The sequence below is a fragment of the Streptomyces sp. NPDC046909 genome, from assembly GCF_040644695.1.
GTDB lineage: Bacteria > Actinomycetota > Actinomycetes > Streptomycetales > Streptomycetaceae > Streptomyces.
Map to the genome: position 1 here is coordinate 513,695 of NZ_JBEYXC010000004.1, position 21,149 is coordinate 534,843.

Genomic DNA, 21,149 nt, shown 5'->3' on the forward strand with positions numbered 1-21,149 from the left:
CGGCCGCCTCCTTCTGTGCCATCGTGCTCATGCGGCCGCCTCCTTCTGTGCCGTCTCCGTGCGGTGTCCGGTCAGGCGCAGGAAGACGTCGTCGAGGCTGGGCCTGCGCAGCCCGATGTCCTCCACCCGCACGCCCTCGTCCTGGAGAGTGCGAGCGACCTCGGTGAGGGCGGAGACCCGGTCGACGACGGGGGCGTGGACGCGCAACTCGCCCTCCTCCGCCTCGGGTTCACCGTCCGAGACCCGGGCGACGACCTTCACGACCTGCGGGATGTCGGCCCGTTCGGCGACGACGACCTCGATGCGGTCGCCGCCGACCCGGCTCTTCAGCCCGTCCGGGGTGTCGTCGGCGATGGCCCGCCCCTGGTCGATGACGGTGATGCGGGAAGCGAGCTTGTCGGCCTCCTCCAGATACTGCGTGGTCAGCAGCACGGTGGTGCCGCTCGCCACCAACTCCCGCACGGACTCCCAGACTTCATTGCGACTGCGCGGATCGAGCCCGGTGGTCGGCTCGTCGAGGAACAGCACTGCCGGGGCGAGGATCATCGACGCGGCGAGGTCGAGGCGGCGCCGCATACCGCCGCTGTACTTGCCGACGCCCTTGTCCCCGGCGTCGGTGAGGTCGAACTGTTCCAGCAGTTCGGTGGCGCGCGCCTTGGCCCGGCGGCCGCCGAGGTGGAAGAGACGCCCGAACATCTCCAGGTTCTGCCGCCCGGTGAGCACCTCGTCCACGGCCGCGTACTGCCCGGTGAGCCCGATACGGGCACGCACCTCGCGCGAGTGCCGGACCACATCCAGTCCGGCGACGGTCGCCCGCCCGCCGTCGAGCCGGACCAGCGTGGAGAGGATGCGTACGGCGGTGGTCTTGCCGGCGCCGTTCGGCCCGAGCAGTCCGTGCACGGTGCCCTCGCGGACGGCCAGATCGAAGCCGTCGAGGGCGCGCTTCTCGCCGTACCGCTTCTCCAGTGCCTCGGCGTGGACGGCGTATCCGCCGTATCCGTCGGTCATGGGTCCCCCTGTCTCGGTGACTGGCTGCTCCCGGTAACTGAGTACACCGTACCCGATTACGCGTACGCCGTACTCAGTTTTTTCCGGGGGACTGACCGGGGACCTAAGCTGCACCCATGACGAGCAGTTCGGAGACCAGCGGCAGCGGCGACATCGTCCGCACCCTTGAGCTGCTGTGGGACACGGGCAAGCGCCCCAGCCGGGGCCCCAAGCCGACCCTCACCCTGGACCGGATCGTGGAAGCGGCCGTCCAGGTGGCGGACGCCGACGGCCTTGAGGCGGTGTCCATGCGCCGGGTCGCCACCGAACTCGGCACCGGAGCGATGTCGCTGTACCGGTACGTCCCCGGCAAGGCCGAACTGCTCGACCTGATGCTCGACCGCGTCCAACGGCCCTCCGAGAACCCGGCGGACCTGGGCGACGGCGGCTGGCGCTCGGCGCTGGAGGCCGTGGGCCGTTCCACCCTCGCCCTCTACCGCCGCCACCCCTGGCTGCTCCAGGTCAACCAGTCCCGCCCGATCCTCGGCCCGAGCGCCCTCGACGGCATGGAGAAGATCCTCACCCGCATCAAGCCGATGGGCCTGACCGACCCCGAACTGGTCTCGGCGATCATCATGATCGACGGTTACGTCGTCGGCGCGGCCCGCACCCAGCTGTACGCCCAGGAGGTGGAGCGCCGGACGGGCCTGACGGACGCGGAGTTCTGGCAGGCGCAGGTACCGACGCTGGAGAAGGTGATGGCGAGCGGCCGCTACCCGGTGTTGGCCGCCCTCTCGGACGACGCCTTCGGCACCGACTTCGACCACTTCGAGTTCGGCTTGCAGCGGATCCTCGACGGGCTGGAAGTGATCGTGGCAGAGCGCGGCAAGGCGTCAGGGCGCGGCACGGAGAACTGATCCTCGCGGCGGATCTGTTCGTGGGCGCGGGGGTTCACTTCCGCCGCAGCAACCTCCGGAACCCGAACACGACAGCTGCCACGGCGGCTACGGCGAGGGCGCCGACCTCGACGTTCTTGTTGCCGGAGCCGCCGTCGCCATCGCCGTCGGCCTGGGCGGACCCGCCGTTCCCGGAGGAGGAGCCGGAGTCCTGGTCCCCGGGTGCGTCCTGCGCCTCCACCTCGCTCCCGGCGCCCTCGCTGCCGAGCATGAGCTTGGTGCCGTCGGCGGAGTAGGAGACGGACTCGCCCTGCCCGAGGGGGACGCTGATGCGGCCCTCCTTCTTGAGGTCGCCGCCGTTCCAGTCGTACCAGATGCCGCCGAAGTACCCGCGTACGGCGAGCTGTTGGCCGTCGGGCGAGAAGGCGGCGTCGGTGGCCCAGAGGTCGACGGCGGTGGTGGGCTTGAAGACGTTGGTCCCGGAGGAGGAGAGCTTGGCGGGGCCTTCGTAGAGATGCCCGCCGTCCTCGTTCTTGTCGATGATGTAGACGCGCCCGGTCTTGGGGTGGACGATCATCGACTCGGCGTCACGGGAGCCGTCGGAGTACTTCACGACGTACTGGGTGGCACGGATGGTCTGGTCGACGAGCTTCTTCGGCTCGGGAAGCCGGTAGATCCAGACGTAGGGCCAGGTGACCCCGTCATTGTCCCCGATGTCCCCGACATAGATCTGATGGTCCGGGCCGATGGCGATCGCCTCGACGTCCCGCTGCTGCCCGACCCCGCTGAGGGTGATCCGCGCGACGGTCTTCCCGGTGGAGCTGTCGACGGCGTACAGGTAGGTGCCGGAGTCCTGGTCGTTGTGAGTCCAGTAGATGCCGGGGTGCTGATGGGAGGCGGCGAGGCCGCTGGACTCGGTGATACGGGGATCGTCGATGGTAAAGGTCTGGTCCCCTTTCCCGTCCCCGTCCCCGTCGGCGGCTGCGGCGGGCCCCGCGCCCATGAGGACGACCAGGGCAGTGGTCCCGAGGACACCGAGGGCTCCGAGTTGCGCACGCATGGCCTCAAGCTTGCCATCCCGTGCGGGACAGGGGCTCACGTGTCCGGCTTCACACGGCCGCACACCCCACCGCTCCCGCTGATCGTTCATCATGAGCGGATGCTCAGGTTCATGCCCGTCGGCGACTCCCAGACCATCGGAAGCGCGGGCGAACACACCTGGCGTTACCGGCTGTGGCAGCACCTGCGCGACACATACGGCGGCCCGTTCGCCCTCGTCGGCCCGCGCGACACCCTCCACGACAAGGCCGCCGACGCCCCCACCTCGTACGACTACGCCGACCCCGACTTCCCCCGCGCCCACCTCGCCGGCTGGGGCGAGGGCTGGCTGCACATGACCCCGCTGATCGCGGACGCGGTGCGGTCATGCAGGGCCGACGTCCTCCTGGTCTCCCTCGGCCTGATCGACCTCGGCTTCTACACGAACGCGGAGCAGACGGCGGAGAACGTACGCCGCTTCGTGGCCGAGGCGCGGGCGGCGCGGCCCCGGGTGCGGATGGTGGTGCTCCCGGTCATCCCGAACATCCGCGCGGTGGACGAGCCGGCCTTCGGCGCGCAGGTCACGCTCTTCAACGAGCTCCTGGCGAAGACGGTGGCGGACCTGGACGAACCGCGCTCGGAGCTGCTGCTGGCGTCACCGCCGGAGTCGTACGACATCAACGTCGACACGTACGACGGGACGCATCCGAACGCGAGCGGGGAGCACAAGATCGCGGGGGCTTTCGCGGAGGCGATGTATCAGGGGTGGGGGGTCGGGGAGCCTTACGCGATGGTGTGATGACCTACGGCGCGTGACCAGGTCACCGTGCGTATCGTTGTACTGCGCGGCTGTCCTTGTGCGAGGGGCGGTCGGGGAGGAGCGCCACGATGACCGTCCTTGAAGGCCGGATCGCGATGGCCGAAAGCGACAACGAAAGCATGCTCGACGAGATGTTCGACCGGCTTGAGAAGATGCCCACCCCCGAGGGATACAAGGTCGAGATCGTCGAGGGCACCGTCTACATGTCGCCGCAGCGGGACACCCATTGGCAGATCATCGCGGACATCGTCGAGCAGCTGCGGACCAAATACCCCCGGAAGCGGCTGAAGTCCGACGTCCGCATCGACTACCCAGGCCCTCTCAACGGCTTCGCCACCGACGTGACGGTGATGAAAGAGGGCGCGGCCAACACGGAGCAGGGCCACTCGCGCCACGAAGACGTCGAGTTCGTCGCCGAGGTCATTTCCAAGGGCACGGCAGCCAACGACTACGGTCCCAAGAAGCTCGCCTACGCCGTGGCCGAGGTCCCTGTGTACCTCATCGCCGACCCCTACCAGGGCAAGTGCCACCTCTACACCCAGCCCAAGAAGGGCGAGTACCTCAGCGAGCTCTCCATCGCCTTCGGCACGGACGTCGACATGACCGGCACCCACCTCGGCCTCACCCTCAGGACGGACGAGTTCCCGCGCGACTGAGGGGCTGGTCTCCCTCCTGAACGTCGGCCGGGAGGAGCGGGTCCCAGGGCGCGAGGGTTCAAGTGCTGGGCGGGCTAATTGGGTTGCCTTTGGGCCAAGGGGTTCGGTAGGAAGCTCGCATGCTTCGTGGTGACAAGATCGGGCTCCGGGCTCGGCATGAGGACGATATTCCGGTCCTGGAGGCCGAGCTCTACAACGACGTGGTCAACGCCTCGCGGGCCGATGGTCGGCCGTGGCGGCCGGTCTCGCCCGGCTCGGCGGGCGCGAAGTTCGTGGTGGACGACACGGACCAGGCCAACCTGGCCTTCTCCGTCGTGGACGCGGAGAGCGGCACGCTGGTCGGCGCCGCGTCGCTGTGGGGCATCGACAACCACCACCGATGCGCCCACATCGGCCTCGGCCTGCTGCCGTCCGCCCGCGGCAAGGGCTACGGCACGGACGTGGTGGCGGTGCTGTGCCATTACGGCTTCGTCGTACGCGGCCTGCAGCGCCTCCAGATCGAGACCCTGGCGGACAACGAGGCCATGCTGCGCTCCGCCGAACGCAACGGCTTCGTCCGCGAGGGCGTCCTGCGCTCCTCGGCCTGGGTACTGGGCGAGTTCCTGGACGAGGTAGTACTCGGCCTCCTGTCCCAGGACTGGAAGCCGACCCAGACCCCTACCACCCCGACTTCCCCAACTACCCCGAACTCCTAGTCCCTGCGGGGCAGATGGGCGGGTAGCTTACGGACATGGCGTCGTTCGAGGCTGTCCAGGTGAACCTGTGGTGCGACGACGTGGAGCGCTGCGCCACGTTCTTCCGTAGCCTCGGAATGCCGGAGAAATTCCGCTACCCGCCCGACGGCGAGCCGCACCAGATCGAGGTGGAGGCCGCCGGCTTCCGGATCGGCCTCAGCTCAGCCCGCGTGGGCAACGACCTGTTCGGCATCGCCACAACCCCCGGCGAAAACACGGAGGTCGTGCTGTGGTGCAGTGACGTCGACACCCTGCACCAGACAGCACTCGCCGCAGGCGCCGAGCCCCTGACGAGCCCGACCGACTCACCGGACGGCCACCTCCGCTACACCTGGCTCCACACCCCAGAGGGCCACAGAGTGAAACTCGTCCAGGAGCGCCGCTGAGCAGGAAGCGGAGGGAGCGGCGGCGGTACGGAAGCGGAGGGCGCAAGGGAGTAATTGGCAGATCCGTTCCCCTCCCAGTCCCGCCCACCTGCGGTTTCCCGTCCGCAGACCGAAACAGATCTGCCAATTACTGCTCCCCTACCCATCCCCGCTCCCCGTCCCCCCACCCACCGGCGTCCCCACCCCACCCCACCCACCGGCCGCAAGCCGCTAAGCCGACCCGGCGTGCTGGCGAGACGCGTCTGCGCACCCCCCAAACCCCGCCCCACAACCCCACCCACCGCGCCCCCAACCCCGGTCCCGGGCCCCCCGCTCTCCCGGGCCGCTCGCTCGCTTCTCACCCGTGATTCCGCGAGCCGTGTCAAGGGTGGCCCGGAGGGCCATCGGCGCAGCCGACGCGACCGCAGGGAGCGCCCTTTACTCGGGTCGCGGAATCACGACACTGACAAAGAAACGAGTGGCCCAACGGCAACGCACCCAACAGGCGCCCACCCGCCCCACCGCTGCCCACAGCAACTCCCCCACCACAAAAGGCACCCAGCCGCCGGCACCGACCGCCGCCCCGGGCAGGCAGTCACTTGCCGCCGGCGGGTGGTGTCGCCACGGGCTCCGCGAAGAACTGCCAGATCGTGATCACGGCGATGACCTGGCCGATGAGGTAGGCGACCTGCAAGGAGTAGTAGCGCATCTGGTAGATGGACAGGAGGAGCCCCAGGCGGCTCTGCCAGTAGCGGCGCTCACCCCGGAAGGTGTCGAGGTCGAGCGCGATGCCGGTGACGGTGAGGACGAACAGCATCGTCACGACGTGCAGCGCGAGGTTGGCGGCGCCTTCCCGGGTGAACCAGCCGAACAGCGCCTCCAGGGCCACCGGAACAGCGAAGGCTAGGGCGACTGGAATCGCCTTGACCGCCCCGCGCCGCCCAGGCAGTACCCGCCACAGCGCCCCCAGGAAGAAGCCGCCACCGACCCAGGTGGACATCCAGTAGAGAACACCGAGCACCATGCTGGGCAGGCCGAAGAGGTCCAGCAGCGTGTCCCGCCATGCCTCTCCGCGGACGAATCCCGCCCAGGTGCTGAGGACGGCTGCGAGCAGGCCGGGGACCAGCGCGCAGCGGACGCCGCGGATGCCGTTGTCCCACCAGTTGTCCCTCGGTCCCAGAGCCAGGGCCGCGTCGACCACGGACACATGTGGGGGAAGGTTGTCGGGGCACGGCAGCGGGCCGCCCTCGGGCCATTCGTGCAGACCATCTAACTTGTCTTCCAGCGCTTGCCGTTCGGGCGGCCTGTCGCCGAACAGCCCCTGATCCAGGCGGCGCAGCTCCGCATGGGTCTCCCGGTAGACCCGTGAGTTCTCCATCAACTGACGGCGGGCGGCGGTACCCGCGGCCGTGGCGAGGGGCCACCGGGAATACTCGAAACGCTGTTCCAGGACAGCGAGGCCGCGGAACGAGGCCACTGCCAGGTACAGGGCCAGCATGTAGACGGCGATCCAGACGGCTTCGGCGAGTGAGTTCCCGAGATGTTCCTCGCTGATGGACACCGCGATCGGAAAGAACGCCAGGAACAACAGGCAGTCCGCCGGATCGTCCATGGGTGATTGCTTCGGGGCCCGCCTGGTGTGCAGTACGGCGAGCATGGCGATGCCGGTGAGAATCCAGGCGTACGCAAGGATCCATTTCGGGCCGTCGGAGGCGGCCCTCATCGCCGCCCAGACGAAGTCGTCGTAATGCCGGATCCCGTACTCGGGGTCGCCTCGGTCGCTGAGCCAGGAGGCGCGCTGCCAGTTGCGTTCCTCCGTGAGCGCGTAGCAGACAGTCACCGTGACGGTCCACACGGCGATGGCGGGTACGACGATCCGCGCCCGCAGTTCCCGGTCCCTCGGCTGTCGTCCGGGAAGGAAACGGCGACGGCTCTTCGGGATGAGCTTCCCGTCGGCAGCGAGCCGCCATGCCACGGCGACGAATCCGAGGACGGTCAGGGCCATCAGGCAGCACGAGGCCGTCGTCTCGGCCGCGAGCGCGCGATCCGACGTGATCAGCTGGTCGTCCTGCGACTGGTACAGGCCGAAGCTCTGGGGCAAAAATATGGTCACCACGGGCGGGACCATCAGCGGGCCCCCGGCCCACCAGAGAGGCGCTGGCGGTCTCGCGAAGGCGAGCAACAGGGCGGCGGTGGCCAGCGTGAAAGCGTGTCCCTGAACCAGCGGATCCGCGAACTGCCATACCCTGCCGGGCTGCTCGTAGTACTTGCGGAGCAGATCGTTCGTACAGGTCAGCGCGGAGAGCACGACAGCGACGATGGCCCACCACACCAGGTTCCGCAGGACCGGATCCGGTGTGCGGCTACGAGAGCGATAGCGAGCCGCCGCCCACACCAGCAGGATGGACGTGACCACCGTCCACAGCACTCCTCCGGCCCAACTGATGCCCTCGGCAGCCAGCCGCTCGTTCTGAGCGGCCCACAGTCGCTGCCACGACGGCCTGACGGTGACAGTCACGGCGGGAGGCCACGGCTGGGCGGGGTTCTCGGAACGCTCGGGCCGCCACACCAGCGTGGAGGTGCCCTTCTCCTTCTCCTTCTCCGCCGGCCACGGCACGGCGTACTCGGCCCCGAGTGCACCCGGATCCACCGTGACGCTGTCCCAGTGAGCGGCGTCCAGCGCAGGCGGCGGCCGGAGGGTCAGGGACCAGGTCTCGGCACCGGCCCAGATCCGCCAGATCCCCACGTCGAGGCTCTTGCCGTACTGGCTGACCCAGGAGTGGGCCTCGTAGACGACCTCGACGTGACCGCCCTTCTTCGCCGTCACCACCGGTTCACCGGGCCGCCATTCCCACCACCGAGACGGCTCCTGCCAACCGGTTCCCTGCCGCGTGAGGCAGGCCATCGCGCTGGTGTAGGAACCGCTGTGCCGACTGAGGAGCAGAGCGTCGGCGAAGTACCAGTCGCCGGGCACATCGACGGTCAACTTGGTGACGATCTCCGTGTACGTACGGTCGTCATGGACGAGTTGGATGCTGGTGGAGACCCGCGCGTCGACAAGCCCCCCGATATCGCACACGGGGTCCGCGTCATCCGCACGAGCCGTTCCCGCCCCACCGATAACGCACACGGCCGCCAGAACGACCGCCGCCCAAGCCCGACCCCTCAACAAGCCCGCCCCCCGACCGACCCATCACCTCACGGATTCGGTCATACTCCCCACCACCTCCCATAGCAACGCCCCTGACACGAAAGGGACTTCGGCCGACGGCACCGACCGCCACCCCAGCGGCCACGTCATCCCGGTCAGCGCGGGCACGCCCACGTACGCCAGGCTTCGGTCACTCCGTGTCAGGGCTCGCACCCCCGGTGGCCAGGGGAAGGACGTGGCGGTTTGCGGGGGCAACAGGAAGTACATGTTCCGGTCGCCTGTCGCCTCGGTGACGATGGGGCCCGCGTCGAAGTCGGTGCACTGCATCAGCTCTGAGGCGACGCGTTCGGCCAGGGGTTCCCTCATGCGTACGGCGTCGAAGTGGATGCCGGCGTGGCGTAGGGCGTGGCCAGTGTCGGGGATCCAGGTCGGGATCCAGGGGGCGTCGATTCTCTCGTTCATGACGCAAATCGTTCCGTGCGCTCACATACTGCGACCAGGGCCACTCAAGGGTGGTGCAGGGCTGTGCACTTGGGGAGGCGGTTGTGCACTCGGGTGATCGCGGGTCGGAGACGTTCGGGGCCATGTTGAGGTTCTTCCGTGAGCGGGCGGGGATGACCCAGGAGGCCCTCGGCAAGCACGTCGGGTACTCCAAGTCGCAGGTGGCGATGGTGGAGCGCGGCGAGCGATCGCCCAAGGGGCAGTTGGTGGAGATCGCCGATCAAGTGCTCGGTGCACAAGGTGCACTGGTGCTGTTGGCGGAGAAGGAGTTCGGGCGAACCGGGCTGCGTCCGTGGACCGAGGACTACCTGGCGGAGGAGAAGAAGGCTGCCGCGCTGCACGTGTACCAGACCCACTTGATCCCGGGTTCGATCCAGACCGAGGCCTACGCACGCGCGGTGTTCACGTCCAACCGATGCCCGACCCTGGACGAGGAAGAGATCGACAAGCGGGTCGTCGCTCGCCTCAAGCGTCAGGAGCTCTTCGCTCGCAAGCCCACGCCGACGATCAGCTACGTACTCGAAGAGGCTGTCCTGACCCGCCCGTTGGGCGGCGCAGCCACTCTCAAGGAGCAGCTGCACCACGTCCTGGCCATCGGCGAACTCCGCCACGTCGAGATCCAGGTGATGCCGCACAGCCGGGAGACCCACGCCGGTCTCGCCGGCCGCATGAGCCTCCTGGAGACCACCGATCGTCAGCAGCTCGCGTACGTCGAGGGCCACCGTGGCGGCTACTTCGTGAGCGAACAGCCCGACGTAGGAGACCTGTTCGGCAAATATGGCATTCTGCGAGCGCAGGCCCTCAGCCCCGAGGAGTCCGCAACGCTGATCGAGAAGGTGGCGCGGGAGCTATGAGCACGGACCTCCACTGGAGCAAGAGCAGCTACAGCGACGGCGAGGGCGAATGCCTGGAGGCCGCTCTTACCCCCACCACCATCCACATCCGCGACTCCAAGCGCCTCACGGACCCGGCGCCCCGAACCCTCCGCCTCACCCCTACCACCTGGTCGACGTTCCTGAAGTCCCTCTAGAACATCCCGTTGTCGTTCGCCGAACTCTCCGGCACATCCTGGATCACATCCCAGTGCTCCACGATCTTCCCGCCCCGCACCCGGAACAGATCCACGATCGCCTGCCCCCGCTCCCCCGGCGCGTTCACGTAGTGGCTGTGGACGGCGACCAGATCACCCTCGGCGATGACCCGCTTCGGCGTGACCTTCAGTTGCGGGAACTGCTTGAAGAACGCGCCCAGGCCTGACTTCACACCCGCCACGCCATTCGGGATGTTCGGGTTGTGCTGGTCGTACTCGGGGCCCCAGTACCGGTCGATCGCCGACAGGTCCTTCTGCACCAGCAGTTGGTCGAACGCGGCCGTCACCAGCTTCTTGTTGTACGCGGTGAGAAAGCCCGGCCCCGGCTGCTCCGTCCGCGGCCAACTCACCGTCGAGAACATGTCGTTGCCGTTCACGGACGACTCCGGAACCGTCTGCCCGACATCCCAGTGCTCGGCGATCTTCCCGCCCTGGAACCGGAAGATGTCGAAGACAGCGGAGCCCCGCGCGCCCGGCGTCAGGACGACGTTCGAGTGCACCAGGACGAGGTCGCCCTCGGAGAGCACCCGCTTGATGTCGTACTTGGCGTCGGGGAACTGCTGGTGCAGTGAGACGCCGAGGTTCTTCAGCGTCTCCGCCCCGTCCGGCGCGAACGGGTTGTGCTGGATGTAGTCCGGCCGTACGAAACGGTCCACGACCTCGGTGTCGCCGCGCTCGAAGACGCCCTTGAGGACGCGTTCGACGACGGCCTTCTGGTAGCCGAGGCGGGCGTGATCGGCGCGCGTGACGGATGCCGTACCCGGCGCCGCGACGGCCGGTACGGCGGCCGCGCCCAGCACGGCGACGGAGGCCACGAGGGCGACAACCGCCTTGCGGACAGGGCGAGCAGGAGTGGTGGGGGACACAGGGCTCTCCTAAATATTGAAACTTCAAGCGCAACTTTCCACAGGAAAGCACTAACCCTCAGTTAGCGTCAACCCTCAAGATCAGCCAGAGCACCCCAACCCCCCAACCACCCTTGCCTAGAGCGCACTCCACGGCGTTGGCTAAGAGCCCATGGAGTACACGCAGCTCGGACGTACGGGACTCAAGGTCAGCCGGCTGGTCCTCGGGACCATGAACTTCGGACCGCAGACGAACGAGGCGGACAGCCACGCGATCATGGACGCGGCGCTGAACGCGGGAATTAACTACTTCGACACCGCCAATGTGTACGGCTGGGGTGAGAACAAGGGCCGAACCGAGGAGATCATCGGCAACTGGTTCGCGAAGAGCCCCGCTCACCGCGACGCGACCGTCCTCGCCACGAAGGTGTACGGCAACATGGCCGGCGACGGCGCCGCCTGGCCCAACCACGACAAGCTGTCCGCCCTCAACATCCGGCGGGCCGTGGACGCCTCCCTCAAGCGGCTACAGACCGACTACATCGACATCTACCAGTTCCACCACGTCGACCGCGCCACCCCCTTCGAGGAGATCTGGCAGGCGATCGACGTACTCGTCCAGCAGGGCAAGATCCTCTACGTCGGGTCCAGCAACTTCCCGGGGTACAAGATCGCCCAGGCCAACGAGATCGCCGCCCGCCGCTCCGGCACCATCGGGCTCGTCAGCGAGCAGTGCCTCTACAACCTCGCCGAGCGCCGCGCCGAGATGGAGGTCATCCCGGCCGCACAGGAGTACGGCCTCGGAGTCATCCCGTGGTCCCCGCTGCACGGCGGCCTGCTCGGCGGCATCATCAAGAAGCAGGTGGAGGGCGGACGCCGGGCCTCCGGCCGAGCCGCCGACTCCCTCAACGACCCCACCACCCGTGCCCAGATCCAGTCGTACGAGGATCTCCTCGACAAGCACGGCATCGAACCCGGCGAGGCCGCCCTGGCCTGGCTCCTCACCCGCCCCGGTGTCACCGGCCCCATCGTCGGCCCGCGTACGGCCGAACAGCTGGAGTCGGCGATCAGGGCCACGGAACTGGAGCTGAGCGAAGAACTGCTGACCGGCCTGGACGAGATCTTCCCGGGGCCGGGCCCGTCGCCGGAGGCATTTGCCTGGTAATACCCGTAAGGGGAACTGTCTTCAGTTCTTCAGTTCCCCTTACCTATCCCCTTACCTATCCCCCTGCTTACCAAGCTACCTACCAAGCGCCGACGCCAGCGCCACCACAACAAACATCAGCACCAGCACAACAGCCATGATCCGGTTACGGGTCTTCGGGTCCACACCCCGAGCCTAACCGGCCCCACCCAGTGCCCAGCGGCCGACCACCTCATACCGAGGCTGCTCCCCCGCCACCCCGGACACCGGCAGCCGGCTCCGTACCAACGCCAGCTCACCGACGCTCCACGCCCGGCTCGCGTACGCGTCCAGCACCTCCAGACAGGGCCGCACATCCACCGCGTCCCGGCTCCGCGCCAGCGTCAGATGCGGTTTGTACCGCCGGTGCTCCCCCATCTCCACCCCGGCCTTCCGCCCCGCCGCCTCCGCCCGCTCGGCGAGCAGCCGCAACTCCGCCACCCCGCCGGAGGCCCCGGCCCACAGCGCCCGCCCGTGCCCGAACTGCCCGCCCCCGCTCACCGCGAGCTCAAAGGCAGCGGTACGACGGGCCGCCCGCTCCAGCCGAGAGGACAGCTCGTCTACGACGTCGTCGTCCACCTCCCCGTAAAACGCGAGCGTGTAGTGCCACCCCGGCCGCCCCGTCCACCGCAGCCTCTCCGCTCCCGGCAGGCTCCTCAACTCGTCGACCACCGAACCGAGTTCACTGGCGATGTCCTCCGGAGGCAGTACCGCGGCGAAGAGTCTCATGACCCCAGCGTGCCACCATGGCCCCCATGGCGATCACCATCAGAGACGGCGGCCACGACGACATTCCCGCGATACTCGGCATGCTCGACAGCTGTGTGGAGTGGCTGGCCGGGCAGGGGCGTACCGGGCAGTGGGGGTCGAAGCCGCTCTCCGAGAATCCGAAGACGGTCGAGTCGGTCACGCGGTACATGGACGAGGGCGACACCTATATCGCCGAGGTGGACGGCGTACCGGCGGCCACCGTCAGCCTCACCGACGCGCCCGGCGCCTACCTGGCCCATCTCCCCGCCGGTGAGCCCGAGCGGTACATCCACTGGCTCGCCTCCGACCGCCGTTTCAAGGGGTACGGGGTCGGGGCCGCGCTCCTCGCGCACGCCGCCGAGGAGACGCGGCGGGCGGGGATCTCGCTGCTGCGGGTGGACTGTTACGCCGGGGACGACGGCAAGCTCGTCCGGTACTACGAGAGCAACGGGTTCAGCCGGGTCGAGGCGTTCACGGTCGGGGACAGCGAATGGCCCGGACAGCTGCTCGCCCGCAGGGTCTGAGCAGCCGTCCGGGCCAGTGGCCATCCGGGCCGAGGGAAGGTCAGGCGGCCGTAGCCAGCTGCTCCCGTTCCCTCGGTACCAGCCCCACCCTCGGATGCCCGTGGTCCCAGCCCACCGACAGCCGCAGGTTGCCGACCCGGGCCAGGACCAGACCGACCGTCACGGCCGCCGCGGCGGCGATCGCGCCGCCTACCGCGAGGCCCGCCCGGACGCCGTACGCGTCCGTGATCCAGCCGGCGATCGGGGCGCCCAGCGGGGCGCCGCCCATGAAGACCATCATGTAGAGGGACATGACCCGGCCGCGCATGGCCGGGTCGGTGCCCAGCTGGACGCTGCTGTTGGCGGTGACGTTGACGGTCATGCCGAACATGCCGATCGGGACCATGAGCAGGGCGAACAGCCACAGGGACGGGGCCAGCGAGGCCACTATCTCCAGCGTGCCGAAGGCCACCGCGCCCGCGACCAGGACCCGCATCCGGGCGGTGCCGCGCCGGGCGGCGAGCAGGGCGCCGGCCAGGGAGCCGACCGCCATCAAGGTGTTGAAGAGGCTGTAGGAGCCCGCGCCCGCGTGGAAGACGTCGTCGGCGAAGGCCGACAGGTACACCGGGAAGTTGAAGCCGAACGTCGACACGAAGCCGACCAGGACGATCGTCCAGATCAGGTCCGGGCGGCCGGCGACGTAGTGCAGGCCCTCCCGCAGCTGGCCCTTGCCGCGCGGTGCGCGCTCGACCACGTGCAGGTCGCGCGACCGCATCATCAGCAGGCCCGCGATGGGCGCGACGAAGGACAGGCCGTTGAAGAGGAACGCCCAGCCCGTGCCCACGCCGGTGATCATCAGGCCCGCGACCGCCGGGCCGACCAGGCGGGCCGACTGGAAGTTCGCGGAGTTCAGGCTGACCGCGTTCTGGAGCTGGTCGGGGCCGACCATCTCGGAGACGAAGGTCTGGCGGGCGGGGTTGTCGATGACGGTCGCGAGGCCTACGGCGAAGGCGGCGAGGTAGACGTGCCAGACCTCGACGTGGCCGGTGAGGGTCAGGGCCGCGAGCGCGATGCCGGTGAGGGCCATCGAGGACTGGGTGAAGAGCAGCGTGCGGCGCTTGGGGAGGCGGTCTACCAGGACACCGCCGTAGAGGCCGAAGAGCAGCATCGGCAGGAACTGGAGGGCCGTCGTGACGCCGACGGCGGTCGCGGAGCCGGTGAGGCTGAGGACCAGCCAGTCCTGGGCGATCCGCTGCATCCAGGTGCCGATGTTGGAGACGACCTGGCCGGCGAAGAAGAGCCGGTAGTTCCGGCTCTTCAGGGAGCTGAACATCGAGGACTTCGAGGACTTCGAGGACTTAGGGGACTTCGAGGACTTCGACGAGTCCTTCAGGGTAGTGGCGGTCGGTGCGGGGGCGGAGTCTGCTCCGGATCCCGTACTCAAAGGGGTTCGCCTCCTTGCGGCAACTGCTGTTTTACAGATGTGCGAGCTTCTCCAGCACGGGGGCGGCGGCGCGCAGTTTCGCCCACTCGTCCTCGTCCAGGCCGTCGACCAGGGTGGCCAGGAAGGCGTTGCGCTTGGCGCGGCTCTCGGCGAGCATCGCCTCGGCCTGTTCCGTCTTCGTGACGACCTTCTGGCGCCGGTCCTCGGGGTGCGGCTCCAGGCGGACCAGTCCCTTGGCCTCCAGCAGCGCGACGATGCGGGTCATCGAGGGCGGCTGGACGTGCTCCTTGCGGGCGAGTTCGCCCGGGGTGGCCTTGCCGCAGATGGAGAGGGTGCCCAGGACCGACATCTCGGTGGGGCTCAGCGACTCGTCGACCCGCTGGTGCTTGAGCCGTCGGGACAGTCGCATCACGGCGGAGCGTAGGGAGTTCACGGCGGCAGCGTCGTCGCCATGGGTAAGGTCCGGCATCTCTTTAGCGTAACTCATTACTCTCGCTAAACAAGCTGTGGCGCGCGGTGATTCCCGTGACACGGGCCACTGAAACGACAACGTCACTCGTACGGGTGAGTCGACAGCGGAAAGTGAACGCCGTCCCTCCGCGACCCGGACCCTCGTGTTCATGGGGACCAGCGTGCTCAGCCTGCGGATAGACGGGGAGCTGCTCGAACGGCTCCGGGACCATGCGGCGAAAAGGGGAATGAGCGTCCAGGACTATGTGGTCCGAACGCTCATCCGCGATGACTTCGACGAGCGGTTCAAGACCGCCGTCGAGGAGACAGAGAAGTTCTACGGCGTCACGTGATCATCACGTGAGTCCGAGTGCCGGCATCAGGTAGTAGAAGGCGAACACGGCGGACACGACGTACATCGCGGCGGGGATCTCCTTGCCCCGCCCGGCCGCCAGGCGCAGCACCACGAAGGTGATGAAGCCCATGCCGATGCCGTTGGTGATGGAGTAGGTGAACGGCATCATCACCATCGTCACGAAGGCCGGGACGGCGATCGTGTAGTCCGCCCAGTCGATCTCCTTGACGTTGCCCGCCAGGATCAGGAAGCCCACCGCGAGCAGCGCCGGGGTGGCGGCCTGGGACGGGACCATCGTGGCAATCGGCGTGAGGAACAGCGCCACGGCGAAGAGGCCGCCGGTGACGAGGTTCGCGAAGCCGGTGCGCGCGCCCTCGCCGACACCGGCCGTGGACTCGACGAAGGCGGTCGTCGCCGACGAGGAGCTGGCGCCGCCCGCGGCGACCGCGAGGCCGTCGACGAAGAGGACCTTGTTGATGCCGGGCATCTGGCCCTGGGCGTCGGTCAGCTTGGCCTCGTCGGAGACGCCCATGATCGTGCCCATCGCGTCGAAGAAGCACGACAGCAGGACCGTGAAGACGAAGAGGACGCCGGTCAGTACGCCGACCTTGTCGAAGCCGCCGAAGAGGCTGACCTTGCCGAGCAGGCCGAAGTCGGGGCTGGCGACCGGGTTGCCGGGCCACTTGGGCGTCGTAAGGCCCCAGGACGGGATCGTGGCGACGGCCTCGATGATCATCGCCACGACGGTCATGGTGACGATCGAGATGAGGATCGCGCCGGAGACCTTGCGGACGATGAGGGCGAGGGTGAGCAGGGCGCCCAGGATGAAGACGAGGACCGGCCAGCCGTTGAGGTGGCCGTCGCCGCCGAGCTGGAGCGGGACGGTGGTCTGGGCGACGTCCGGGATACGGGAGACGAAGCCGGAGTCGACCAGGCCGATCAGCATGATGAACAGGCCGATACCGATGCTGATCGCCTTGCGGAGACCGAAGGGGACCGCGTTCATCACGCGCTCGCGCAGGCCCGTGGCGACCAGCAGCATCACGATGAAGCCGGCCAGGACCACCATGCCCATGGCGTCCGGCCAGGACATGCGGGGCGCGAGCTGGAGGGCGACGACCGAGTTCACGCCGAGACCGGCGGCGAGGGCGATCGGGACGTTGCCGATGACGCCCATCAGCAGGGTGGTGAACGCCGCCGTCACACAGGTCGCGGTGACCAGCTGACCGTTGTCCAGCTGGTGGCCGTACATGTCCTTCGCGCTGCCGAGGATGATCGGGTTCAGCACGATGATGTAGGCCATCGCGAAGAAGGTGGCGAAACCGCCGCGGATCTCCCGGGGGAGCGTGCTGCCCCGCTCCGAGATCCTGAAGTAGCGGTCGAGGGCGCCGAGAGCGGAGGCGCCGCCCGGCTGCTGAGGAGCGGGGGCCTTGGCGGGTGCCGAGGTGGACATTGGCGGTTCCTACGAACAGAAGTGGTCAGACGCAAACCGTTTCAGTATGAACATATAAATCGGACGATGGCTATCTCCGCGCGTAGAAGTGACCACCTCGTAAGCTGTGCCCCATGGCGAAGTGGACCCCGAAGCACGAGGCACCGGAGCCCCTGGAGGGGCCCATCGTGCCGACCATCATTGGCGGCACGATCCTCTGGTTCGTCCTCTTCCTGGTCCAGCTCCCCTTCTACGGCTGGTTCGACGACCGCGGCCACGCGTGGTGGGTGTGGACCTGCCTCGCCGGCGCGGGGCTCGGCCTCATCGGTATCTATTACGTCCGCCGCCGTGACGCCGCCATCAAGAGGGCCGCCACGAGTGCCGGTGCCGATGCCGGTGCCGATGCCCTACGGGAAACGCAGTAGGCCCTACAACCTCAGCACCACTCCGTCCGACCGCCCCTCCTCCCCAGGTCGGAACTTCCGCCCACTCGGCGGGTGAAGCCGTAAATCCGCACGTACCGTCGAACGCATGACGCACATCGACGCGGGCGCCGAACTCGATCCTGTGCACCCCGTTCCCGTCCCGGCCGCCGCCGCGACCGGGCTCTCCGCCGCCGAGGTGGCCGAGCGGATCGCGAACGGGCAGGTCAACGACGTCCCGGTGCGCAGCAGCCGGTCGATGGGCGACATCGTCCGGGCGAACGTCTTCACCCGCTTCAACGCGATCATCGGCCTGCTCTGGCTGATCATGCTGTTTGTCGCGCCCTTCCAGGACAGCCTGTTCGGGTACGTGATCATCGCCAACACCGGGATCGGCATCATCCAGGAGTGGCGGGCCAAGAAGACCCTCGACTCCCTCGCGGTGATCGGCGAGGCCAGGCCGACGGTACGGCGGGACGGCGTGGCCCAGGAGGTCAGCACCTCCGACATCGTGCTGGACGACCTCATCGAGATCGGACCCGGCGACAAGGCCGTGGTCGACGGGGTGTGCGTCGAGGCCGACGGCCTGGAGATCGACGAGTCCCTGCTCACCGGTGAGGCCGACCCGGTGGTCAAACAACCCGGCGACCAGGTCATGTCCGGCAGCTTCGTGGTCGCGGGCGGCGGCGCCTTCCGGGCGACCAAGGTGGGCCGCGAGGCGTACGCCGCCCAGCTCGCCGAGGAGGCCTCCCGCTTCACCCTCGTCCACTCCGAGCTGCGCTCCGGCATCTCCACGATCCTCAAGTACGTGACCTGGATGATGATCCCGGCCGCGACCGGCCTGGTCATCACCCAGCTCGTCGTCAAGAGCAACGACCTCAAGGAATCCATCGCCCGCACGGTCGGCGGCATCGTCCCGATGGTCCCGGAAGGCCTCGTCCTCCTGACATCGGTCGCCTTCGCGATAGGGGTCATCCGGCTTGGCCGAAAACAGTGCCTCGTCCAGGAGCTGCCGGCCATCGAGGGCCTCGCCCGCATCGACACGGTCTGCCTCGACAAGACGGGCACCCTGACCGAGGGCGGCATGGACGTCACGGAGCTGCGCCCGCTCAACGGCAGCGACGAGACGTACGTACGCAAGGTGCTGGGCGCGTTGGGCGAATCGGACCCCCGCCCGAACGCCTCACTCCAGGCCATCATCGACGCCTACCCGGACGCCGAGGACTGGCGCTGCACCGAGTCGCTCCCCTTTTCCTCCGCCCGCAAATACAGCGGGGCGTCCTTCAGCGAGGGCAACGGGGAGTCGAGTACGTGGCTGCTGGGGGCGCCGGACGTCCTGCTGGGCGCCGACGACCCGGCGCTCGCGGAAACGGAACGGCTGAACGAACAGGGGCTGCGGGTACTGCTGTTGGCACGCGCGGCCCGGGAACTGGACGACCCCGAGGTCGCCGCCGGGGCCACCGCATCGGCGCTGGTGGTCCTCGAACAGCGGCTCCGCCCCGACGCCGCCGACACCCTGCGGTACTTCGCCGATCAGGACGTCCGGGCCAAGGTCATCTCCGGGGACAACGCGGTGTCGGTGGGGGCGGTGGCCGCCAAACTGGGCCTCGCCGGGGCGACGGTCGACGCGCGCGCCCTGCCCGCCGACAAGGAGGGCATGGCCTCGGCGCTCGACGAGGGCACGGTGTTCGGGCGGGTCACCCCGCAGCAGAAGCGGGACATGGTGGGGGCGTTGCAGTCCCACGGGCACACGGTCGCGATGACCGGCGACGGCGTGAACGACGTACTAGCCCTCAAGGACGCGGACATCGGCGTCTCGATGGGCTCGGGTTCGGAGGCCACGCGCGCGGTGGCGCAGATCGTGCTGCTGAACAACAGCTTCGCCACACTGCCGGACGTGGTGGCGGAGGGCCGCCGGGTCATCGGGAACATCACGCGGGTGGCGACGCTGTTCCTGGTCAAGACGGTGTACTCGGTACTGCTGGCGGTGCTGGTGGTGTGCTGGCAGGTGGAATACCCGTTCCTGCCAAGGCACTTGACCCTGCTCTCGACCCTGACGATCGGCGTCCCGGCCTTCTTCCTCGCCCTCGCGCCCAACAAGGAGCGGGCCCAGCCCCACTTCGTACGGCGGGTGATGCGGTACTCGATCCCGGGCGGGCTGGTGGCGGGGGTGGCGACCTTCGTGACGTACCTGATCGCCCGTCACTACTACACGGGGAAGGGCTCGTTGGATGCGGAGACGAGCGTGGCGACCCTGACCCTGTTCCTGATCTCGATGTGGGTGCTGGCCATCATCGCCCGTCCGTACACGTGGTGGCGGGTGGTGCTGGTGGCGTCCATGGGCGCGGGGTTCCTGCTGGTGCTGGTGGTGCCCTGGCTTCAGGACTTCTTCGCGCTGAAGCTGGTGGGGGTGACGATGCCGTGGATCGCGGTGGGGATCTCGGTGGTGGCGGCGGCCGCCCTGGAGGTGACGTGGAAGTGGGTCGACCGCCGCGTGCCCGCATAAGAGCAGGGGAGTTACTGCTTACTGGACGTCTATGTAGTCGCCCGCCGCGCTCACCGCAGGTGTCGTCGTCGTGCCCGCGAAGCTGTAGCGGTAGTAGCCGTCCGCCGAAGCCGTGACCGTCGTGCTCAGGGTGCCCGTCGAGCTGGTCTTGACGGTCTTGACCGTGGTGTACGTGCTGGTGCCCGCCTTGCGGAACTGGAGCTTCACGTACTGGCTCGCGTAGCCGGCGTACTTGTTGGTGTCCCAGTTGGCGCGGGACAGCTTGCCCGTGACGGTGATCGTCTTGCCCTTCTTCACCGGCTCCGGGGAGGCGTTGGCGGTGAGGGTGGACTTGCGCTGGAGCTTGGTGGCGCCGAGGCCGCTCTGCCAGGTGAGTCCGCCGTCCTTGCCGGCGGCGAGGGCGCCCAGCTTCCAGCTGCCCGCCTCGGCGTTGACCAGGTCGTCGTCGGAGCTGGAGGCAGGGCGGAACTCGATCTTCGCGGTGCACTTCAGGACCGTCGAGGAGGACGCCGTGCAGGTGCCGGGGTCGTCGCCGAGGAGCATGTCCTCGGAGTTCACGCCGAGCGTGTCGCCACGGTAGAGGACGGGCCCGGTCTCGAAGGAGCTCGCGGCGAGGCTCGCGGGCTTGGTCACGGTGTACGTCGCGGTGACCGTGACCTGGGTCGTGGTGCCGACCACGATGTTCTTGCCGCTGTTCACCTTGAGCGCGGAGAAGGTGACGGCTGGCCCGGCGGTGGCGGCCTGTGCCGTCGGGACGGCGAGGGCGGTGAGGGCCAGGGCGCCGGTCACGGCGGAGACGGCGGCCAGAGTGGCTCTGTTGCGCATGTGCGTTCCCCAGGGGGAGAAGTGATCTAGGAGTCTGTTGACTCACGGGATCAGATCCGTGGCGGCTGGGGTGAGTTGTAGGAGCGGGCAGGGATTTTGCCGACTTTGTCGTTACATGCGGGGCCCTTGATCGCCGTATGGCATCCCATGGGTTCCCCATGACGAAACGCGAAGACCGGCCCCGGATGGCTCCCGG

The 21,149-nt window shown here is 68.3% G+C and carries 22 protein-coding genes; 12 read left to right on the plus strand and 10 right to left on the minus strand.

All coding sequences use genetic code 11. From position 1 onward, the window contains the following. Nucleotides 1–27: 27 nt before the first annotated feature. Nucleotides 28–1,008 carry an ATP-binding cassette domain-containing protein gene (locus tag ABZ928_RS15340; protein WP_361518386.1) on the minus strand — a complete coding sequence of 327 codons (981 nt, stop codon included), beginning with the start codon at nucleotides 1,006–1,008 and terminating at the stop codon, nucleotides 28–30. Nucleotides 1,009–1,124: 116 nt separating this feature from the next. Between ABZ928_RS15340 and ABZ928_RS15345 the strand changes: the two genes are divergently transcribed. After that, complete coding sequence (locus ABZ928_RS15345) at nucleotides 1,125–1,904, plus strand: TetR/AcrR family transcriptional regulator (protein ID WP_361518388.1); 780 nt, start codon at nucleotides 1,125–1,127, stop codon at nucleotides 1,902–1,904. Nucleotides 1,905–1,938: 34 nt separating this feature from the next. On the opposite strand, the gene ABZ928_RS15350 is transcribed toward ABZ928_RS15345, so the two are convergent. Further along, nucleotides 1,939–2,943: a WD40 repeat domain-containing protein gene (locus tag ABZ928_RS15350; RefSeq protein ID WP_361518389.1), complete on the minus strand. Its 1,005-nt coding sequence runs from the start codon at nucleotides 2,941–2,943 to the stop codon at nucleotides 1,939–1,941. Nucleotides 2,944–3,042: 99 nt separating this feature from the next. Here ABZ928_RS15350 and ABZ928_RS15355 point away from each other — a divergent pair, with 99 nt between their 5' ends. The 4 genes from ABZ928_RS15355 (at nucleotide 3,043) to ABZ928_RS15370 (ending at nucleotide 5,517) form a co-directional block, all read left to right on the plus strand. Next, nucleotides 3,043–3,720, plus strand: coding sequence for an SGNH/GDSL hydrolase family protein (locus ABZ928_RS15355; protein WP_361518391.1), 678 nt, complete (start codon nucleotides 3,043–3,045; stop codon nucleotides 3,718–3,720). Nucleotides 3,721–3,809: 89 nt separating this feature from the next. Beyond that, complete coding sequence (locus ABZ928_RS15360; RefSeq protein WP_361518393.1) at nucleotides 3,810–4,397, plus strand: Uma2 family endonuclease; 588 nt, start codon at nucleotides 3,810–3,812, stop codon at nucleotides 4,395–4,397. Between the two features lie 119 nt (nucleotides 4,398–4,516). After that, nucleotides 4,517–5,092, plus strand: coding sequence for a GNAT family protein (locus ABZ928_RS15365; RefSeq protein ID WP_361518395.1), 576 nt, complete (start codon nucleotides 4,517–4,519; stop codon nucleotides 5,090–5,092). A 35-nt stretch (nucleotides 5,093–5,127) separates the two neighbouring features. Continuing rightward, complete coding sequence (locus ABZ928_RS15370) at nucleotides 5,128–5,517, plus strand: VOC family protein (RefSeq protein WP_361518397.1); 390 nt, start codon at nucleotides 5,128–5,130, stop codon at nucleotides 5,515–5,517. Between the two features lie 574 nt (nucleotides 5,518–6,091). Here the strand turns inward: ABZ928_RS15370 and ABZ928_RS15375 are convergent. Then, complete coding sequence (locus tag ABZ928_RS15375) at nucleotides 6,092–8,575, minus strand: DUF6185 family protein (RefSeq protein ID WP_361518399.1); 2,484 nt, start codon at nucleotides 8,573–8,575, stop codon at nucleotides 6,092–6,094. A gap of 114 nt (nucleotides 8,576–8,689) precedes the next feature. Next, nucleotides 8,690–9,109, minus strand: a complete 420-nt coding sequence (locus ABZ928_RS15380; protein WP_361518400.1) for a hypothetical protein — start codon at nucleotides 9,107–9,109, stop codon at nucleotides 8,690–8,692. A gap of 122 nt (nucleotides 9,110–9,231) precedes the next feature. Here ABZ928_RS15380 and ABZ928_RS15385 point away from each other — a divergent pair, with 122 nt between their 5' ends. Further along, on the plus strand, nucleotides 9,232–10,002 hold the full coding sequence (locus tag ABZ928_RS15385) for a helix-turn-helix transcriptional regulator (protein WP_361518402.1): 771 nt from the start codon (nucleotides 9,232–9,234) through the stop codon (nucleotides 10,000–10,002). Continuing rightward, nucleotides 9,999–10,178 (plus strand): DUF397 domain-containing protein, encoded by a 180-nt coding sequence (locus ABZ928_RS15390; RefSeq protein WP_361518404.1) that lies wholly within the window; start codon nucleotides 9,999–10,001, stop codon nucleotides 10,176–10,178. Before ABZ928_RS15385 ends, ABZ928_RS15390 begins: the two co-directional genes overlap by 4 nt. Here the strand turns inward: ABZ928_RS15390 and ABZ928_RS15395 are convergent. Beyond that, a complete protein-coding gene (locus ABZ928_RS15395; protein ID WP_361518406.1) occupies nucleotides 10,175–11,104 on the minus strand; it encodes a nuclear transport factor 2 family protein in 930 nt (309 codons plus the stop codon). The two genes, ABZ928_RS15390 and ABZ928_RS15395, sit on opposite strands and share 4 nt — an antisense overlap. Nucleotides 11,105–11,255: 151 nt before the next feature. Between ABZ928_RS15395 and ABZ928_RS15400 the strand changes: the two genes are divergently transcribed. Further along, complete coding sequence (locus ABZ928_RS15400) at nucleotides 11,256–12,248, plus strand: aldo/keto reductase (protein WP_361518408.1); 993 nt, start codon at nucleotides 11,256–11,258, stop codon at nucleotides 12,246–12,248. A gap of 174 nt (nucleotides 12,249–12,422) precedes the next feature. Here ABZ928_RS15400 and thpR read toward each other — a convergent pair whose 3' ends face one another. After that, nucleotides 12,423–12,995: an RNA 2',3'-cyclic phosphodiesterase gene (thpR, locus tag ABZ928_RS15405; protein WP_361518410.1), complete on the minus strand. Its 573-nt coding sequence runs from the start codon at nucleotides 12,993–12,995 to the stop codon at nucleotides 12,423–12,425. Nucleotides 12,996–13,021: 26 nt separating this feature from the next. Here thpR and ABZ928_RS15410 point away from each other — a divergent pair, with 26 nt between their 5' ends. Then, entirely contained in the window at nucleotides 13,022–13,540 is a 519-nt protein-coding gene (locus ABZ928_RS15410; protein WP_361518412.1) for a GNAT family N-acetyltransferase, read from the plus strand. A gap of 40 nt (nucleotides 13,541–13,580) precedes the next feature. Here the strand turns inward: ABZ928_RS15410 and ABZ928_RS15415 are convergent, their stop codons facing one another. Then, entirely contained in the window at nucleotides 13,581–14,963 is a 1,383-nt protein-coding gene (locus tag ABZ928_RS15415; RefSeq protein ID WP_361518413.1) for an MFS transporter, read from the minus strand. Nucleotides 14,964–14,994: 31 nt separating this feature from the next. Then, nucleotides 14,995–15,432, minus strand: a complete 438-nt coding sequence (locus ABZ928_RS15420; protein ID WP_109496818.1) for a MarR family transcriptional regulator — start codon at nucleotides 15,430–15,432, stop codon at nucleotides 14,995–14,997. Between the two features lie 145 nt (nucleotides 15,433–15,577). On the opposite strand from ABZ928_RS15420, the gene ABZ928_RS15425 reads away from it, so the two are divergent. Further along, nucleotides 15,578–15,766: a ribbon-helix-helix protein, CopG family gene (locus tag ABZ928_RS15425; protein ID WP_361518414.1), complete on the plus strand. Its 189-nt coding sequence runs from the start codon at nucleotides 15,578–15,580 to the stop codon at nucleotides 15,764–15,766. 3 nt (nucleotides 15,767–15,769) lie between these two features. On the opposite strand, the gene ABZ928_RS15430 is transcribed toward ABZ928_RS15425, so the two are convergent. Continuing rightward, nucleotides 15,770–17,221: an NCS2 family permease gene (locus ABZ928_RS15430; RefSeq protein ID WP_361518416.1), complete on the minus strand. Its 1,452-nt coding sequence runs from the start codon at nucleotides 17,219–17,221 to the stop codon at nucleotides 15,770–15,772. A 113-nt stretch (nucleotides 17,222–17,334) separates the two neighbouring features. Between ABZ928_RS15430 and ABZ928_RS15435 the strand changes: the two genes are divergently transcribed. Both ABZ928_RS15435 and ABZ928_RS15440 read left to right on the plus strand, forming a co-directional pair. Then, entirely contained in the window at nucleotides 17,335–17,625 is a 291-nt protein-coding gene (locus ABZ928_RS15435; RefSeq protein WP_361518418.1) for a DUF2530 domain-containing protein, read from the plus strand. A gap of 106 nt (nucleotides 17,626–17,731) precedes the next feature. After that, nucleotides 17,732–20,128: a cation-translocating P-type ATPase gene (locus ABZ928_RS15440; protein ID WP_361518419.1), complete on the plus strand. Its 2,397-nt coding sequence runs from the start codon at nucleotides 17,732–17,734 to the stop codon at nucleotides 20,126–20,128. An 18-nt stretch (nucleotides 20,129–20,146) separates the two neighbouring features. On the opposite strand, the gene ABZ928_RS15445 is transcribed toward ABZ928_RS15440, so the two are convergent. Further along, nucleotides 20,147–20,953, minus strand: coding sequence for a hypothetical protein (locus ABZ928_RS15445; RefSeq protein ID WP_361518420.1), 807 nt, complete (start codon nucleotides 20,951–20,953; stop codon nucleotides 20,147–20,149). Between the last annotated feature and the right edge of the window lie 196 nt (nucleotides 20,954–21,149).